At 42.9% G+C, this 18464-nt stretch carries 18 protein-coding genes; 8 read left to right on the top strand and 10 right to left on the bottom strand.

Going from position 1 to position 18464, the window contains the following annotated elements; all coding sequences use genetic code 11:
* The first annotated feature begins 17 nt into the window (after window positions 1-17).
* Together V7K32_RS09530 and V7K32_RS09525 are read left to right on the top strand one after the other, a co-directional pair.
* Window positions 18-824 (top strand): sensor histidine kinase, encoded by an 807-nt coding sequence (locus V7K32_RS09530; RefSeq protein ID WP_442938717.1) that lies wholly within the window; start codon window positions 18-20, stop codon window positions 822-824.
* Between the two features lie 183 nt (window positions 825-1007).
* Window positions 1008-1994 carry a DUF4351 domain-containing protein gene (locus V7K32_RS09525; RefSeq protein WP_334992459.1) on the top strand — a complete coding sequence of 329 codons (987 nt, stop codon included), beginning with the start codon at window positions 1008-1010 and terminating at the stop codon, window positions 1992-1994.
* Window positions 1995-2270: 276 nt separating this feature from the next.
* Here V7K32_RS09525 and V7K32_RS09520 read toward each other — a convergent pair whose 3' ends face one another.
* The 9 genes from V7K32_RS09520 to V7K32_RS09480 all read right to left on the bottom strand — a co-directional run bounded on the left by V7K32_RS09520 (window position 2271) and on the right by V7K32_RS09480 (window position 9736).
* Window positions 2271-3848, bottom strand: coding sequence for an NAD(P)H-quinone oxidoreductase subunit 4 (locus V7K32_RS09520; protein WP_334992457.1), 1578 nt, complete (start codon window positions 3846-3848; stop codon window positions 2271-2273).
* Window positions 3849-4114: 266 nt separating this feature from the next.
* Window positions 4115-4501 (bottom strand): HEPN domain-containing protein, encoded by a 387-nt coding sequence (locus V7K32_RS09515; RefSeq protein WP_334992456.1) that lies wholly within the window; start codon window positions 4499-4501, stop codon window positions 4115-4117.
* Window positions 4498-4821 (bottom strand): nucleotidyltransferase domain-containing protein, encoded by a 324-nt coding sequence (locus tag V7K32_RS09510; protein WP_334992454.1) that lies wholly within the window; start codon window positions 4819-4821, stop codon window positions 4498-4500. Before V7K32_RS09510 ends, V7K32_RS09515 begins: the two co-directional genes overlap by 4 nt.
* 168 nt (window positions 4822-4989) lie before the next feature.
* Window positions 4990-5217 (bottom strand): type II toxin-antitoxin system MqsA family antitoxin, encoded by a 228-nt coding sequence (locus V7K32_RS09505; RefSeq protein ID WP_334992452.1) that lies wholly within the window; start codon window positions 5215-5217, stop codon window positions 4990-4992.
* Entirely contained in the window at window positions 5214-5501 is a 288-nt protein-coding gene (locus V7K32_RS09500) for a DUF4258 domain-containing protein (protein WP_334992450.1), read from the bottom strand. Before V7K32_RS09500 ends, V7K32_RS09505 begins: the two co-directional genes overlap by 4 nt.
* A 430-nt stretch (window positions 5502-5931) precedes the next feature.
* Window positions 5932-8034, bottom strand: a complete 2103-nt coding sequence (locus V7K32_RS09495; RefSeq protein ID WP_334992479.1) for an NAD(P)H-quinone oxidoreductase subunit 5 — start codon at window positions 8032-8034, stop codon at window positions 5932-5934.
* A 191-nt stretch (window positions 8035-8225) separates the two neighbouring features.
* Window positions 8226-8612, bottom strand: a complete 387-nt coding sequence (locus V7K32_RS09490) for a thioredoxin family protein (protein ID WP_334992448.1) — start codon at window positions 8610-8612, stop codon at window positions 8226-8228.
* Between the two features lie 121 nt (window positions 8613-8733).
* A complete protein-coding gene (locus tag V7K32_RS09485; RefSeq protein WP_334992446.1) occupies window positions 8734-8859 on the bottom strand; it encodes a hypothetical protein in 126 nt (41 codons plus the stop codon).
* A gap of 154 nt (window positions 8860-9013) precedes the next feature.
* A complete protein-coding gene (locus tag V7K32_RS09480) occupies window positions 9014-9736 on the bottom strand; it encodes an NnrU family protein (protein ID WP_334992444.1) in 723 nt (240 codons plus the stop codon).
* A 211-nt stretch (window positions 9737-9947) separates the two neighbouring features.
* Between V7K32_RS09480 and V7K32_RS09475 the strand changes: the two genes are divergently transcribed.
* The 5 genes from V7K32_RS09475 (at window position 9948) to V7K32_RS09455 (ending at window position 17283) form a co-directional block, all read left to right on the top strand.
* Entirely contained in the window at window positions 9948-10961 is a 1014-nt protein-coding gene (locus V7K32_RS09475) for a LysR family transcriptional regulator (protein WP_334992442.1), read from the top strand.
* Window positions 10962-11229: 268 nt separating this feature from the next.
* Entirely contained in the window at window positions 11230-12630 is a 1401-nt protein-coding gene (locus V7K32_RS09470) for a serine/threonine-protein kinase (protein WP_334992440.1), read from the top strand.
* Window positions 12631-12655: 25 nt separating this feature from the next.
* Window positions 12656-13702: a PstS family phosphate ABC transporter substrate-binding protein gene (locus V7K32_RS09465; protein ID WP_334992438.1), complete on the top strand. Its 1047-nt coding sequence runs from the start codon at window positions 12656-12658 to the stop codon at window positions 13700-13702.
* Window positions 13703-14431: 729 nt separating this feature from the next.
* Entirely contained in the window at window positions 14432-14983 is a 552-nt protein-coding gene (locus V7K32_RS09460; protein WP_334992436.1) for a PEP-CTERM sorting domain-containing protein, read from the top strand.
* A gap of 392 nt (window positions 14984-15375) precedes the next feature.
* Window positions 15376-17283: a phospholipase C gene (locus V7K32_RS09455; protein WP_334992434.1), complete on the top strand. Its 1908-nt coding sequence runs from the start codon at window positions 15376-15378 to the stop codon at window positions 17281-17283.
* A gap of 201 nt (window positions 17284-17484) precedes the next feature.
* On the opposite strand, the gene V7K32_RS09450 is transcribed toward V7K32_RS09455, so the two are convergent.
* Window positions 17485-17652 (bottom strand): hypothetical protein, encoded by a 168-nt coding sequence (locus tag V7K32_RS09450; protein WP_334992433.1) that lies wholly within the window; start codon window positions 17650-17652, stop codon window positions 17485-17487.
* Window positions 17653-17677: 25 nt separating this feature from the next.
* Between V7K32_RS09450 and V7K32_RS09445 the strand changes: the two genes are divergently transcribed.
* Window positions 17678-18403, top strand: coding sequence for a hypothetical protein (locus V7K32_RS09445; RefSeq protein WP_334992431.1), 726 nt, complete (start codon window positions 17678-17680; stop codon window positions 18401-18403).
* Window positions 18404-18464 lie beyond the last annotated feature (61 nt).

Here is an 18464-nt window from a genome sequence, read left to right as displayed (position 1 = left end):
ATAGGAGCTAATGAAAAATGAAAGATATCTCCTTTGCCTTAATACATTTGTACTATTGTTTTGCGATCGCCCTGTGCCAGTTGCGTAAGTCCTGTCAAAAGTCTAATGTTAATTCAACATCTGAGGTAGAAGCTCATATAGAAGCGATTGATCTTGACTTTATGGCAGAGGATTTACCTAAAATTTTAGTTTCCATGAAAATGGGAGCTAATCGCATTCGGGAAATAGTTCTATCCTTGCGGAATTTTTCTCGACTTGACGAAGCAGATATGAAGCCTGTTAACATTCATGAAGGCATTGATAGCACACTACTGATTTTACAAAATCGCTTCAAACCAACATCTGGAAATCCCGGAATTCAAATAGTAAAAGCTTATGGTGATATCCCTTTAGTAGAGTGCTATGCCGGACAACTCAATCAGGTATTTATGAATCTGATCGGTAATGCCATCGATGCCCTAGATAGTTATAACAATCAGCGAACTCTTGAAGATATAGAAGCTAACCCCAGCCAGATTATAATTCGTACTCAGTTACGCAACCCAGATCGCATAACTATACAAATTGCAGATAATGGACCAGGTATGCCCCCAGCAGTTAAGCAACGATTATTTGACCCTTTCTTTACCACAAAACCCGCAGGTAAAGGCACAGGATTAGGATTGGCAATTAGCGCTCAGATAGTCACAGAAAAACACAATGGATCTATTTGGTGTATTTCCGAACCAGGGGAGGGAGCAGAATTTTGGGTTGAAATTCCAATTTGCCAAAGCTGTAAAGTAGCTCCTGCAACTACTGCTAGTTTAGCAGTTTTAAATCATTGATTAAATTCTAATTTTGTATTCTTGCCTGCGAGACGCTGCACCAATGTGGGTTGTTGAACCGAATTATTAAATAACTCGGTCATTTGGATATGATATAGTTTTTTTAAATGATTTTGACTGCCATATCTAAGATAAGGCAAACCTAATATTGGGATTGGTTAAATTATTATCTGTAATTAATTCATGAATAATGTTAACGATGTCTACGACGGGCTACGCCTACGCGCTGATTTTGATAGCCCTTGGAAAGAAATTATAGAAGTCTATTTTCCCCAAGCAATGGATTTATTTTTTCCAGAAATTTATGCATTAATTGATTGGGAACGTCCATACCAATTTCTAGATAAAGAATTTCAGCAAATAGCTTGTGAAGCCGAACAGGGTAAGAGATATGCCGATCAATTAGTCAAAGTTTGGCAAATCCAAGGGGAAGAACTTTGGTTATTAATCCATGTTGAAATTCAGGCACAAAAAGAAGATAACTTTAGCAAGCGGATGTTTACCTACAATTTTCGCATATTTGACCGTTTTGATAAACCAGCAATTAGTCTTGCAATTCTCTGCGATTCAAACCGCGAATGGCGACCAAGTAATTACAGTTACAATTATCCCAATACTAGGTTAATTTTTGAATTTGGCAGTATTAAACTTTTGGATTACGAAAGTCGGTTTCAGGAGTTAGAAAATAGCAATAATCCATTTGCAACTGTCGTCATGGCGCATTTGAAAACGCAGCAGACGCGCTCATCACCCGAACAACGAAAAATATGGAAATTTAGCTTAATTCGTAGGTTATATGATTTGGGCTTAGAAGAGCAGGATATTCGCAACCTGTATCGATTTATCGATTGGGTTATGATATTACCAAAGACATTAGAAAATCAGTTTTGGGAAGAGTTTAAACAATTTGAGCAGGAACGGACTATGAGATATATAACTACAGGTGAGCGCATCGGCTACGAGCGCGGAAAACAAGAAGGTGAACAAGAAGGTGAACAACGGCTGATTTTAAGATTACTACAAAGACGAGTGGGAGAATTATCACCAGAATTGCAAGAGCGCATCCAATCTCTTTCTTTAAATCAATTAGAAACCCTTGGCGAAGCTTTGTTAGATTTTACTGCTATGGAAGATTTAATTAACTGGTTGCAAACAAATAAATCAGCTTAAAATCTATTTCTAGAATAATTGTAATAAATACATTTACTCACTTACACCAATACGCTTGGGTTAAGGGTTATTGGTGTAGATGATTGGTCTTTAAAGAGGCGATAGCGTCTCTACATAGGGGTTTTGGGCTACCCCATACGGGATTTTTAGACTCAGATCGATGATTTTTTTGACTTTACCGAATCAAAAGTTACGACTGAGTAACAAAAAGGGCAGGTATAAAACCCGCCCTCAAAGCAATCAATATTAGAACTAAACTAAAGTAGCGATCGCAACTTAATTACCAATTTGAGGCGCACTCAAAGAAACCTTTAGTGCATCGTCTTTTTGCTGTGCTAATGTCGGCACAGAATCACGCAATCTTGCTGTCAATTGTACAGTTGTCGCGTCATACATCTGAGTCAGCAATTTTGGATAGAAACCAATACCAATAATTGGAATTAACAAACAGGCAATGATAAATACTTCACGGGGTTCGGCATCTATCAAAGCTTGGTGAGAAACTAATTCCTTGTTTTCTTCTCCGTAGAAAATTTCTCGCAACATTGACAGTAGATAAATCGGAGTTAAAATTACTCCCACTGCCATCAAGAATACTACAATGACTTTGAAGGTAGAGCTATAAGCATCGCTAGTAGCAAAGCCAACAAATACCATTAATTCTGCTACGAAACCGCTCATCCCTGGTAATGCCAAAGAAGCCATTGAACAGGTAGTAAACATGGCGAAAATTTTCGGCATTCTCTTCGCAACACCGCCCATTTCATCCAACATCAGGGTGTGTGTGCGATCGTAAGTTGCCCCAACTAAAAAGAACAAACTCGCCCCAATTAACCCGTGCGAAACCATTTGCAACACTGCCCCACTCAATCCCAAATCGGTGAAGGAGGCAATACCAATCATCACAAAGCCCATGTGAGAAATTGAGGAGTAGGCAATTTTTCGCTTCAGGTTGCGCTGGGCAAAAGATGTTAAGGCAGCGTAGATGATATTAACTACCCCCAAAACCACCAACACCGGTGCAAAATAAGCGTGGGCATCGGGGAGCATTTGGGCATTCATCCTAATTAAGGCGTAACCGCCCATTTTCAGGAGAATACCTGCCAATAACATGTGTACGGGGGCTGTAGCTTCACCGTGGGCATCAGGTAGCCAGGTGTGTAAGGGAATAATCGGCAATTTGACGGCGTAGGCAATCAGGAAGCCAGCATAGGCGGCAAGTTGGAAATTGAGGGCGAAATCTTTTAAAGCGAGCGATCGCATGTCAAACGTCACCGTATCGCCGTAAAATCCCATTGTCAGGGCAGACAGCAAAATAAACAGCGAACCGCCGGCGGTGTATAAAATAAATTTAGTCGCTGCATACTGCCGCCTTTTGCCTCCCCAAATCGACAGCAGAAAGTATATCGGTACTAGTTCCAGTTCCCACACCAGGAAAAACAACAGCATATCCTGGACAGCGAACACGGCAATTTGACCGCCATACATCGCCAAAATCAAGAAGTAAAATAGCTTGGGCTTGAAGGTAACAGGCCAAGCTGCTAAAATCGCCAGCGTGGTAATGAATCCAGTCAAAATAATTAGGGGCATGGATAAGCCATCTGCCCCTACTGACCAATTCAAATCTAGTTGGGGTACCCAGGGGTAACTTTCCACCAACTGCAAATCTGGATTGGAGAAATCATACCCAGTATAAAAAGCATAAACAATTAGTGCAAAATCTATCAGCCCTACGATGAGGGAGTACCAGCGCACTGTTTTGCCTTCTTTATCTGGGATGATGGGAATCAGTAGTGAGGCGGCTATCGGCAACAGAATAATCGTCGTCAGCCACGGAAAATTAGCTGTATTCATCACAATTCGTCTGCTATCAAAATCATGTTTGGCAAAAAGTCACTAGTTATTAAGTAACAGCTTTTTGGGGATTTCGTCTTCCTCGTTAGGTTGATTTAATTAAATTGGCAATCCCCTATTTTTCCTCTTGGGAGTCTTTTTTGACATTTGCGGGTGGGGAATGTGCGTTGTGATACTTCCAGTCAAGTCAAAAATTTACTTTAAAAAAGCCGATAAAATATAGTTTAGCGGTGCGCTCGCAATGATAAAGCTCTTTTTGTGCTTGTTCAAGAGGATAAAGAGTCAATATTTGCTTTGGCATAATTAAGAATTTCGAGAGTTCTTTGAATAATCTGATCGGCATCAGCTTGGGTAATATTAGGATCGGTATTATAGTCACCGCGTAAACGAGTTCTTTCTGCATCAATTAAATAACGATGAAATTCACGAGGAACTCGTTGTGGACGTGCAAATCTTTCTCCAAAAGCAGCAATTACGGCTGAATGTTTAGAGTAAGCCAGTCCTTCCCCTTCTAAAAAAGCGGTAGCAATATAAAACATCGCGTAATAGCCACGAGATGCTGCAAATTCAGCAAAACCTTTTTGGTTGAGTTCTTCTGCGGCTTGCAAACTTCTCTCCGCTTTTTCTAGGAGTCTTTGTTGTTCAGGGGTCATATTAATAACCCATCTTGTCTGACATTACGAAAGAAACCACTATTATAATTTTCTAGTTGTTCACTAGTAGCAAAAGCACAACTAATTAAAACATTATATTCTAAACATAAATCAGCAATAATTTGACTTATTTTTTCACTTTCTTGAGAATAGTTAAAGACATCTTTCAATACAATTAAAATATCAATATCTGAGTCTGGTTGTGCTGTTCCTCTGGCTTGTGAACCAAATAAAATTAGTTTGTCTAATTGTTCTCCATAGAGTTGTTTTAAATTTTTGCGTATTTGGGGTAAAACTGTTGAAATTTGTTTAGATAGCATAATTTAAAATAAACAATTCTTTGTTTTATGTCTATGCTAACTCAAAAACGATGTCTTCTCTGTAAGACGCTTTGCAAATAGCGATCGCAGCTATCACTAAAAATATACGTTCCTGTTTAGTGGTTGTAGACAAAAGCAATTTGGTGCAAAAAAAGCATAAAAATAACATTAAGCTACATATCTAATAATCTCCAATTCTGCTCCATTATTAATAGCTGACTCTGCTTTTTCTAAGACCTGTTTGGTAACTGCATCACTTAAATAATATTCACCGCAATTATCACAAATTTCTGCTGGAACTTTTTTTAAAACAATAATACATTCATCTCTTTCTAATGTCACAGTTACTAAACCAGGTTTAGTTTCTCCATGCTGACAAATTACACATTTCATCATCTTTGTCTCCTAGTTGTAAAACCATCTAACCAAATATTAGTATCAGGAATATAAGCTGTTACTACGTATCCTGTATCTGTAGCTTCATTGTAGGAAAATACAACATGAATCGGTTTACCTTCATTAAAATCCAATATTAGATAACTGGGGTAGGGTGTATCATCAGGATTTTCTTCTATCACTTCTCCATAGGAAATCGCAGTTTTTACTTCTTTTTGACTGATGCGACGATAAAACATTTGTTGGATAGCATGACGGGAGAAAACTAGATTTTGACAATACATGACATGAATTATTTTTTTTAAATTATATTTAGTGAAAAATTTATTATTTTGCTAAATGTTGGGCTTATATTAATTTTTCGGGTGGGTTACGGCTAATAGTTGAAAAAGAAGTTACTGAAATCATCACATGCGGTAAAAAAAAGGCCGCATTAAAATTATCTGCTTACGTTTGTTGTAAATGTTATGAACGATTTTATTCTTTGAAGAGCATTAAACATCTTGAAAAAATCAGAGCTGAACTAGAAGGCTAAACTTTTATGGCTTGAATTAAAAAATCTTGTCATCTTTTCAGACCCAACTCTCAATTCCTCTGTGCCACTCTGTGCCTCTGCGTGAAACAAAAAAGATTTAGTTCACTTACCTGAAAATGGCTATATCACAAAATTCAAAAAATAATGTAGGGGTGGACGATCGCCCACCCCAATAAAAATCAGGTAACACCAAAGACAATCACTAAGCCCAAAACCGCCCCAAATACAATCAAGGCATAGAATTGAGCGCGACCGTTTTCTAGGTACTTCAGACCTTCACCGCTAACAAGGGTAAAAAAGCCTGTGAGGTTAACAGCACCATCGACAACGCGGAAGTCAACTTCCATAACTTGTCTAGCTAGGCGACGCAAGCCGAGAACAAAAACCCGATGGTAAATGTCATCAAAGTACCACTTGTTGAGGGATAACTCGTAAAGTGGTTGGATTTTAGCAGCGATCGCAGCCGGGTCAATTTTACGGCGCAAATACATCAGCGAAGCCAGGGTAATCGCAATTAAAGAAATTCCGACTGAAGCACCCGCCATGATGTAGAATTCCGTCGGATTGAACTCGGAAGCCTTTTCTATAACTTCGGAAAGGGTTTCGCTAGGAGGAAAGATAAACTCTTCAAAATAATTGGCGTAGGGAGTTCCCACCAAACCAATCAAAATCGAAGGCACTGCTAGCAGTGCCAAGGGTAGGGTCATTGTCCACGGCGATTCGTGGGGGGAGTCGCTGTGATGCCCGTGGGAGTCATGGGAATCATGCTGCTCACCAGTTGCCGCCAATTCTCCTTTCTTCATCGCCCCAGGCCCAAAATTCGGGGCTGGTTCTGCTGACTCTAATTCCAGGACAATTGTCGCGGCTGCCTTCTTGAGTTTTTGTTTGATTTTCTCGTCATTACCCCGGAATTTGCCTTCAAATGTCATGAAATACATTCTAAACATATAGAAAGCAGTAATCCCGGCAGTTAGCCAGCCAATCAACCAAAGAAATGGGTTAGCCTCAAAAGCTTTCCCCAGAATTTCATCTTTTGACCAGAAACCAGCAAAGGGGGGAATACCAGAAATTGCCAAGCAACCAATCAAAAAGGTAGTTGAGGTGACGGGCATATACTTTCGCAATCCACCCATCAAGCGCATATCTTGTGCTAAGGCGGGGTCGTGACCAACGACACCTTCCATACCGTGAATTACTGAACCTGAACCCAAGAACAGCATCGCCTTGAAATAGGCGTGAGTCATCAAGTGGAATAGTCCAGCACTGTAGGAACCTATTCCCATTGCCATCACCATGTAACCAAGTTGGGAAATGGTGGAGTAAGCCAAGCCTTTTTTGATGTCGTTTTGGGTAATAGCAATGCTTGCCCCCAAAAACGCCGTAAACGCCCCAGTAAAGGCAATGACGTTCATGGCAACTGGAACATCTTCAAATACTGGGTACATCCGGGCAATTAGGAAAACACCCGCCGCCACCATTGTTGCCGCGTGAATCAAGGCAGAAATGGGGGTGGGGCCTTCCATTGCATCTGGTAGCCAGACGTGGAGGGGGAATTGGGCTGATTTTGCAACTGGCCCTAAGAAAACTAAAATCGCTAACAGGACAGCGAGAAAATTGCTGATAGAACCTGATTCTACGAGTTGAGCGAGGCGATCGCCCATGATATTAAAATCAAAGCTTCCTGTTGCCCAGTACAGCCCCAAAATGCCCAGCAGCAAACCAAAGTCGCCCACGCGGTTGGTGACAAATGCTTTTTGAGCGGCATCGGCTGCTGACTTGCGATCGTACCAAAAACCGACCAGCAAGTAAGAACACATCCCCACCAGTTCCCAGAATATATAAATCTGTACTAGGTTGGGGCTGATCACCAGACCTAACATTGAAGAGCCAAACAAACTGAGATAGGCGTAAAACCTCACGTAACCGGCATCGTGAGCCATGTAGCCATCGGTGTAAACCATGACTAAGCAGGCTACCGTTGTGACAATCACCAGCATTAGGGCTGTCAGGTGGTCAATAGTGTAGCCCATGCTCAGGTAAAAATTACCTGCTGCGGCCCACTCAAAGGTGCGAATATAAGGCGCGTGTCCTTGAATTTGACTCCATAGCAAGGCAAACGACAACCCCATAGCTGCTGCCATCATGGAGATAATCACCACAGCGTTAAGCTGGCGGAGGCGGTTGGTCACCTGATTCAACGAGATTAACCCTAGACCGACCAGCATTGCCCCAAGAAGAGGGAACACCGGAATCAGCCAGGCATACTGATAGATTACTTCCATCACTGACGCCTACTTTTAGAATTCTTGATTAGCGTGTCGAAACTGTTAATAATTGTGACACACGCCCTTTAGGATAAAATAACCCACCCAAGACTGATTGGGTGGGGTGTTAAGCATGGTTTTAGATTTGGTCATTAGTCATTGGTCATTGGTCATTAGTCTTTAGCCCCATGCCCTATGCCCAATATCCATCAGGCTGACCGATATTCTAAGTCCACTGTTTTTGAACTCTTGTAAATTTTCGGGCAACTGCTGTACTTAGCTTTAATCTCTTCTAAAGCTAGACGTAAATCTTCTCTACCGCGAAAGCATTCCAAGCGATGGCGAATAGTGCCATTTTCAATCAATAGTAAAGTGGGTAGTGATTTGAGCCTATAAGTAGTTGACAATTTAAAATTTTGATCGGCGTTAACCCCAACTAATTTAATTTCTTCGCCACACTGGGCTTGAAATTGCAATAACAGTGGGTGGATAATCCGACACAAGCCACACCAAGGTGCTTCAAAATTAACTAAAACAGGAATAGGTGATTCTAAAACTTCTTCAGTAAATGTCCGCTCACTAACCGACAAAACCATGATGCCTCTTGGATTATAAGGTTTTTATATTAAACTACCTATCAGCTTTGAAGTGAAAGATTGGCAAGTCAGTAACTACCGATAGATGCTTTCAGGAACCAAAACTCAGGACACAGAATAATTAGGGAAAAATCGAGCGCGTTAATGTGTCTCTGAGAAAAAAGCCACCGTGCAATTCGCGCTGGCTTTTTTGGATGTTTAACTCCTGATTGCCGTGGCTACCTGGGGATCTGACTGAATCTGCCATTTTTTCCCAATGAAAAACAACTGAGCAACAACTACCAATTTAAAATCTTAACTCGACTCAGACCACCCCCATTGATAGATGTTTGAACTTATCCTACATTGATTTAGGGCAATTGATAAGCTGAAATCGATTTTATGCTGACACTGGGGATCGCCTAGATTTCCCATCTTATCTTACTAGTTGCTTCGAGCAACAAAGGATGCGACAACCAAAGCAAAACTATAAAAATGGCAACTCCCAAGTAGGAAGGACGAAAAAATTCCTGCCATTTGATAGATTGACGCCCGTCGAGAATTGCTTTAAAGGGAATAATTGAAGTCCGTTGTTTGGCAATTTCAAAGGCTTCTCCATAGCGATCGCTCAAACGGCGATCCCCGTGCCAAACTCCAAACAAGTGATGCAACACCAATCCAATGGAAGTCACAAGTGTAAAGGTAGTACCCAGCCACAGAGTATGGGCAATACACCAAATTATTTGTCCTACCATCTGGGGATGACGAGTAATCCGAATAATTCCTGTTTCGTAGAGATGAACTTGGGGCTTTTGAATGGCAGCAATTTCTAGTAGATTGAAGGTAGCAGGATATAAAAATAAAAACGAGATAGCTGACAGCAGCCAAACAAATTCTTGCACTCCTGGTACTCCTTGTACCTGCCAAAGTTGCAAACCATCATAGCGATGCCCAAAAAAGTAAATAATTAATATGACAGCCAAAGGTAGGCTAACTAATGCAAAGAGAACGCGATAAAGCCTTGAACCAATATATTTTTCGGCCCTTGGACGCAAAGCAGCGCCTCCACTGTGAGCGATCGCAAATACTATTTGTAACCCCAGTATGACAAAATGACTGGGTGTGAACCAAGAAATCAGCAGCATATATACGGGTGAAGTAATTTAAAGAAAATTGAACTCAGTACAACCAATACCACAAAGTATTCAAAAGGGACTTTAGTTAAGATGTTGTGCTACTGTCTTTTTCGAGTCAAGCCTTCAAGTTTAATATGCAACAAATCATGCCCAGATGATTGCTGCCAAACCTGATTTTTTGTGTGCATCTGCTCCTTTTAAAGTTTGTGGATTGAGCCTTATGTCTGACCTTCCTTTCACTTTAGATCAGTTACGTATTTTAAAAGCGATCGCCCAAGAAGGAAGCTTCAAGCGTGCCGCTGATAGTCTTTACGTTTCGCAACCTGCCGTCAGCTTGCAAGTGCAAAATCTCGAACGGCAGCTAGATGTCCCCCTATTCGATCGGGGAGGACGACGCGCCCAATTAACCGAAGCAGGGCATCTACTTCTAAGTTACGGTGAAAAAATCCTCAGTCTGTGTCAGGAAACGTGCCGCGCGATCGAGGATTTACAAAATCTCCAAGGCGGTACTTTAATTGTCGGTGCTTCTCAAACCACCGGCACTTATCTTTTGCCCAGAATGATCGGCATGTTCCGACAAAAATATCCAGATGTGGCAGTGCAATTACACGTCCACTCTACCCGGCGGACTGCTTGGAGTGTCGCTAACGGACAAGTTGATTTGGCAATTATCGGCGGTGAAATTCCCGGCGAACTATCAGAATCCTTGGAGGTTGTTGCTTACGCTGAAGACGAACTAGCGCTAATTTTACCTGTTTTTCATCCCTTTAGCAAACTGGAAAAAATCCAAAAAGAAGACCTATACAAATTACAATTCATTGCCCTAGATTCCCAATCGACCATCCGCAAAGTAATTGACCAAGTACTAGCACGCTGTGAAATTGATACCAGACGTTTTAAGGTGGAAATGGAATTAAATTCTATTGAAGCAATTAAAAATGCTGTGCAATCTGGTTTGGGAGCTGCCTTTGTTTCAACTAGCGCGATCGCTAAAGAGTTACAAATGGGTGTTCTGCACCGTACCCCCATTGAAGGTGTTGTCGTCAAACGGACACTCTGGCTGATTTTTAATCCTAATCGCTATAGATCCAAGGCCGCAGAAGCTTTTAGTCGGGAAATTTTGCCCCAGTTTGCTAATCCTGGATGGAGTCAAAATGTGTTAACATTGGCACAAAAAAGCATACTGATATCTACATTAGATATAGCGACATCCACCTCTGCCGCCGACGACTAAATGGTGATTAGTCCTACCCTTAGGGCGTCTACGATATTTGTTCGATGTTTTTTGTGAATGACCAATGACTAAATAATTCTTAATTCGTAATTCGTAATTATTATTTCATAGCTTTTGGCGTAGCCTACCGTAAGCAAACTAAGAATTTGACATCAGTTAAAAAGTTTCCTGTTCTTGATAAAGAGATTTAGTTTCTATGTAACCTGAATGAATTACGAATTACGCATTATCAATTACGAATTATTTTGACTAATGACTAATCACGAAAATGGAAGTTTACTGTACTCGTCCACGTTGCCCACGCCCACAAAACTATTTTGCCGATTTAGATGATATTACGACGTTGAAAACAACGCAGCAAAAATACTGTACTACCTGTGGTATGCCATTGCTGCTAGATGGTCGATATGTCACCGTGAAGCTACTGGGAAGGGGAGGATTTGGAGCAGCCTTTTTGGCACGCGATCGCCGAATACCAGGAATGCGTCAATGCGTAGTTAAACAGTTTCAACCTGCCGGAAATTTAAGCTTAAATCAACTACAACAAGCACAGTTGATGTTTGAGAGAGAGGCAGAAGTTTTATCACAACTGGGTAACGATCACGAGCAAATCCCGGACTTGTTTGCTTTCTTTCCAGTCATAATTAATGGTTTGCAACCAGGACAGCAAGACCAGTTTTTTTACTTGGTACAAGAATACATTGATGGGCAAAACTTAGAAGAAGAATTAGTTCAACAAGGCAAATTTTCTGAGCAGCAAGTGTTGGAGGTGCTGCAAGAAATCCTGAAGGTGCTAAAGTTTGTCCATCATAGAGGCATTATCCACAGAGATATTAAACCCTCTAATATCATGCGCCGTCGTGATGGGAGACTTTTTTTACTAGATTTTGGGGCAGTTAAACAAGTAACAAATGTTGCACTTGGTTCTGCTGCTTCTTCCACAGGAATTTATTCTATGGGATTTGCACCGCCAGAGCAAATGGCTGGGGGTCAAGTATTCCCATCTACGGATTTATACGCTTTGGCTGTAACTATTATTATTTTGTTGACAAATCAAGAAGCAGTTCAACTATTTGATGCCTATAGTAACCAGTGGAAATGGCGAATGCAAGTAACTGTCAGCCCACGCCTTGCTGACGTATTAGATAAGATGCTGCTACCTGCTGCTAATCAGCGCTTCCAGTCAGCCCAAGAAGTTTTAGATGCACTTAACTCACAAGCGGCTCAAGCCGCTACACAACTTAATTCGCCCTCTGTAACCCTTCCGCCACAACCACCTAATTCTAGTCCCGTCGTCCCCCAGCGTTCACCAACTCAACCAGCGTTTTCGACAGTGGAATTGCTGGGTGGGGCCGCATTTAGTGGATTTGAAGGGGGATTAATTGCGATCGCTCTCTTCAGTCTAGTAAAATCACCAATAGTTACTTTCACTGTTGCATGTGTGATTTTAGGTATACTAATTTTTGCCCAAACTAGGCGGTGGATTGAAAAGTTCGATTTATTAATTATTCCAACAATTAGTTTTGCTGTTATTTTTTTTATCCCTTTTTTACAGGGGGGTCTTGGTATTCAGACAGTAGTAATTTTATCAGTTGCAGCAGCCTTAGTAACCATTTCACTAACAGCCGTATTTCGACTTATTTATAAATTATTATCTCTCTTACTTTAAAAAGTTTTGGTGCTAACAGCTAACTATGTCTCAGAAAAACGAAACACTTAGCCTTTTCTTAGCTACTATCATCACCATTGGCTTAATCTTTAGTGGCTTATGGTTTTTTATGGAACGGTTGGCGCAAATAAGTGGAACTGGTTCTAAAACTTCGGAGAGTAGCAACACAGATAATCCCACAAACCAGTTTGTCAACAACAAATGTAACGTGCCAAATCTCCCACAGGGAACATTTAACTATGGTGGTAGCACAACCTGGGCACCCATTCGTAAAGACGTAGACTCTGCACTAAAAAGCCTTTGCCCTCAATTTACTTTACGCTATAGTCAACCTCCTTCAGGTCAACCAGGATCTGGAACTGGCATTAGGATGTTAATAGATAATCAACTAGCTTTTTCTCAATCTTCTCGCTCAGTTAAAGCTGAAGAAAATGCCGAAGCTAAACAAAAAGGATTTAGTTTGAAAGAAATTCCGGTGGAGATTGATGGAATTGCGATCGCAGTTAACCTAAATCTCAATATCCCTGGTTTAACTATCGCCCAACTCAAAGATATCTACACCGGCAAAATTACTAATTGGCAACAGCTGGGTGGGCAAAATTTACCAATTACAGTCTACTCTCGCAGTAAAGAAGCTGGGGGAACAGTGGACTTTTTTGTGGAAAATATTTTAAATAAAGAGAATTTTGGTAATAACGTTAATTACATTAGTACCACCACAGAAGCAGTACGAAAAGTAGCTGCAAGCCCTGGTGGAATTTACTATGCTTCCGCCCCAGAGGTTGTACCCCAGTGTATGATTAAATCCCTACCACTAGGGCGGACAAGCACTCAATTTGTGCCTCCCTACCAAGAACCCCTTGTACCTCAATCTGAATGTCCCAATAAACGTAACCACTTAAATAGTCAGGCGTTTCGTAGTGGAGATTATGCAATTACTCGCAATTTATTTGTAATTGTTAAACAGAATGGTCAAACAGATGAGCAAGCTGGGGAAGCTTATGCAAATTGGCTGCTAACACCTCAGAGTCAAGAACTGATTGAAAAAGCTGGATTTGTTAGAATTAAATAATCGAGTGGTTTTCTTTAATTCTCAGAGTAACTATAGCCAGTCTTTAAAGTCGGAGTTTATCTCATCTGTTTTCCTAGAGGGTGGACAGGTATTGAGCGAATTTCAATACGGTTCGGTTAAGCCCAAAAAATGAAAATATGTAGGTTGGGGAGCCACTTTGCCGTTGCGGTTTCCCGATTTGTCCCTTGTGCGTCTCCCTTTGGACTTTGGGAGAAGCAAGTGGCGTTTGAGGAACGAAACCCAACATATTGTAGAGTTTGTTGGGTAACACGAATGTTCAACCCAAACTACAAATATTCTTAACCGAATCGTATTGGAGCGAATTTGACTTATCCAAGGCAGATTTTATGGAATGATTTTTTCTTAATTGTGAGAAATCCCGCTAATACTGCCATAACTATTAAATAAATTTTGCTTTTTCTTAACTTTTTATTAATTTTCAGGTAACAAAATATAGAAGTGGGGATTTTTAGCAACTGGTGAGGTAGGAGTACTACCAATTCACGAAAATCCTGATACATATAGATTTCTCGTAAGGGCTAGGCAATGCCTAGCCCTTACCATATTATTTGTATCATTATTAAAATGAGATGGTATAACTACCGAATCCAAAAGGCTGTTTTCTTTATACCTTCAAGCCTAGCCATAGCAGCGTCTTCACTTTGGGATTATTTTCGGTGTGTAAAAAGCGCACTTACCTATATGGGCAAAAATACTAAGACTAAACTTATGCTGAGTGCAACACCTTTGAGAAGGTTATCGCAAGCAACTGCCACCGCAGCGCTTGGTTTTGCTATGCTTGCAGCTATTGGCAATCCTGCCCAGGCTGTCAATTTTAAAACATTTAATATTTCTGGAAATTTTGCTCCTGCATCTGAGGATGGTTCAGTAGGGCTACCTGTGAATTTAGCAAATGCCTCTTTTAATGGGAGTTACACAGTAGATGTAGATCAATTACCCGCTTCTAGTTCTTTTGTAAATTTGACAAATTGGACAATCAACTTAGTCAAGGATAATACTATTGTGCGAACATTATCCAAAAACTTGGCTGGCAATACAGCTTACATTCAAGAGAATATACTTGCTTTTTCAGACGCAGGCTTATTGACAGGTAAAAACAAGAATTTGTACAGTTTGGAGATTGATTTTGACAGCAATTTCACAGGGACGGGTAGTACCAATAATGGGAAATTTTTGGACAATAGCAACCTTGGAAATGTTCAAAGTTCTGGCATTACTGCCGTTGGTTTCGTTAAAAGCGAGCCTGCTCCTGAACCTTAAAGTTTTGCTGAAACAGTAGTTTTCGCTACTATCTGTTTGTTGCTTAAATTGCAGCCTAATTATGCTTGTATCAAACGGTGTTAAGGTTTCTTAAAGTTGGGAAACACAATAAAGCACGGCGGAACCAAAATACCTATTCTAAATTAATCAAATGCTTGCGGTATATGAATACTACTTATAAATTCCGCATAGAGATATTAGCTGGATAGAAATTACTAAGGAGATATGTTTTGAGAAAATTTACGAAGTTCTATTTTGCTCTAACATTGCTACTTTCCTCGTCGATCGTACCGTCCATGTTTATCGGTTCGGCGATCGCAGACGAGTCTTCTGCACAGCAAGCTTCGCCAGCAAAGTCAACCGTCACAACTCAGCCAGATGCAACATCAGACGTGGCGCGATACTTAAACGATCCAGGCAAAGAACCCCAGCTACCACCGAAGTTGCTCACAAAGCTACTTCAGGAGCGGATCAAATACGTCTTCGTCATCTTTAACGAGAACCACTCCTTCGACAACGAGTATGGCACATTGCCCGGTGTTAACGGACTCTACTCAGATGGACAAAAGCCTCGTAACCCAGAAAAAACACCGGGCTTCACCCAGACCTACACCGATGCCAACGGCGCAACCGTCACAGTTGAGCCATTCCGAATCGGATCTGAGCAGAACGCCAGCGCCGTTGACAGCGTTGACCACTCACACACCGGACTGGCAAACAAAATCCACGTTGTGGACGGTAAGCCACAGATGGATCAGTTTGCCTATGACGAGTACACGCGCTTCGCGGCGAAGGGTGGAGCAGCCAACATTGCTGAGGGCAAGCAGTTCGCCCGCCTTGTTATGTCGCACATCGACTGCGATACCATTCCGTTCTTCTGGAAGTGGGCTAGTCGCTTCACGGTCTTCGACAACATTTTTGCAACCGAGGACACGCCCTCAACCCCGAATGCAGTAGCGATGCTCGCGGGGCAATCGGGTGAAACACAGTGGGTCAAGCACGGTGCAAGTGGCAAATCCTACACCGTGGGCAGCCACACAGGTACAACGCAAGGTGTACCCTTGGTCAACGATCCACAGCCCTTTTATGGCTCCCAATTCGACACAACGACAGACAACAAGCAACCTGCTGGTGCGAAAGAGAGCTACGCCGATGGCAACATCTCCTCGAACCTGACCTTCGCCAGTCTACCACTCACCTTCCAGGGGCGCGATATTCGGTCGGTCTTGGCTAGCAACAGGAATCCTTTATTTGACCTAGCCGACATCCAGCAAGATATCCCTTATATCCACAAACTCCAGACTGAGCCGGTCAATTGGCGCTGGTATCAAGAAGGCTACGATCTCGAACCGACCGATACCAACAAGATTGCTTCACACAATGCCTATGTCAGCCATCACAACGGCGCACAGTATTTTGGCTATATTGCCAACACGCCGCAGGTGAGCAAAAATCTCCGAGGGCTGAATGACTTTTTTAGCGACATAGCCAATAATTCGCTGCCCAAAAGCGGCGTGTTCTACATTCGTGGCGGTTATACAAACCAGCAGGGACTGAAGCCGCCGATTACGAACCCTAAAACACCGGCAGATGAGATCGCTGCAATTAATGCCGCAAAGTCAGGTGATGACGACCATCCAGGCTATAGCGATCGCCAACTCAGTGAGGGGATGGCGGCTAGGGCGATCAACGCGATCGCGTCAAATCCAAAAATCTGGCAGCAGAGTGCCATCATCATTACCTACGACGAATCCGATGGCTTCTACGACCATGTACCACCAAGGATCTTGTCCTATGGACCTGATGGGCTGCCGCTGTCCCGTGGTGTGCGTGTACCACTGATCCTCATCTCACCCTACGCCCGGACGCACGCCGTCTCGCACGTCGAGGGCGATCACAACTCGGTGATCGAGACGATCAACACGATTTTTGGTTTGCCTCCCCTTGCCAGCTTACCCGATGAGGCACAGGCACTCGCTGCTGGCAACTCCCCAGAGTTCAACAAGTTCGGCCCTGCAGGATTCGAGCAGAAGTACCTCGGACCACGGGACATCAATTCGCCGATCACCGATAGCTTGCTGTCGGGCTTCGATCCCAAGCGCCTACTCGGTGTCTCGCCGCCACTGCCAGCCTCATTTGCGAAGATTCCAGATAGTGTGGTGAACACACTACCGCACTACAGCGGTAAAGGCTGTCGGGCGATCGGGGTCACGCCAGAGGACAAGCGCCAGGGGATAGATAATAAAATCCCCAAGGGTTTCAACGCGCTACCAAGCACTTATCCAGCCGCTAACCCTTAAAGACAAGGATGGATGAGGCACACCCCATCCATCTTTCAGCCCAAAACACCTTTTGATCGCACTGAGTGCTGAGTAAAAAAGTGAAATTCCCCACTCAGCACTCTTCATATCCCCGTTTTTCCCCATTCCCTGAGGATAATTCATGCGCTTTGTGTTAGTCTTCCTGACTCTGTTTGGTGTCTGCTGCTCGATTTCCGATGCTCAGGCGGGTTCGGTTATCAAACGTGTCAAGGAACGGAATGTGGTTCGCTGTGGCAGCGTCGAGCGGACGGGTCTAGCAACTTCAGCCGAACCAGGTGGCTGGAGTGGTCTAAACGTCGATATCTGCCGTGCGATCGCCGCCGCCGTGCTGGGAGCTTCTGGCCGCATCGAATATCATCAGTATGAGATACCGATGGACTTCGACGCCGTGCGTAACCAACAAGACGACGTATACTTCCTCACAGGATCGGAAATTGAGGAGCAGAAATTGGCTGGTAAGCTGCTGCCTGGCCCTACTGTCTTTGTAGAATCTAATGCGGTAATGGTGGCGTCCACCTCGGCTGCACACCACGTCACGGACTTAGCCAAAGAAAGCATCTGCTTTATGATTGGCAGTTCAGTTGAGCGGAGCCTCACAGCTTACTTCGGTGCGCTCCACAAAAACTGGTTGCGTCGGCCGTTCTCTGAGGATGGGGAGATGATCGATACATACAACGTGCAAAATTGCCACGCCATCGCCGGTGAAATCACGACTCTTGCAAAGATCCGCCTCGACCCTGGGGTAAACCAATTATCGAGCCGCATCCTCCCAGAGTCCCTGACGAGCTTTCCGGTAATCGCCGCCACCGGAACCCAGGATGCTCAGTGGTCAGCGATCGTCACCTGGACAGTTCATACATTGATCAATGCAGAGAGGCCGGAAACACACTGGTATGCGGGCGGTGCTGAGGCGATGCCGATCTTTGCACCAGATTTAGGTCTTGACAAGGAATGGCAGCGCCGCGTTCTTACATCTGTAGGCAACTACGGCGACATCTTTAATCGCCATCTGGGGAAAGGCTCCCTACTCAAGCTCGATCGCGGATTAAATACGAACTATTTCCGGGGAGGACTTCTTCTGAGTCCGTTCCTTGAGTAATTTCAACCAAGCATAGAGGTGTCAGAATTTGTGAATAAAACACCCGTCGTCCAAATACAAT

It is taken from the genome of Nostoc sp. (assembly GCF_036917635.1).
In the GTDB taxonomy this organism is placed as follows: Bacteria; Cyanobacteriota; Cyanobacteriia; order Cyanobacteriales; family Nostocaceae; genus Nostoc.
Note: the sequence above shows the minus strand (reverse complement) of the source record. Positions and strands in the feature narration are given on the sequence as shown.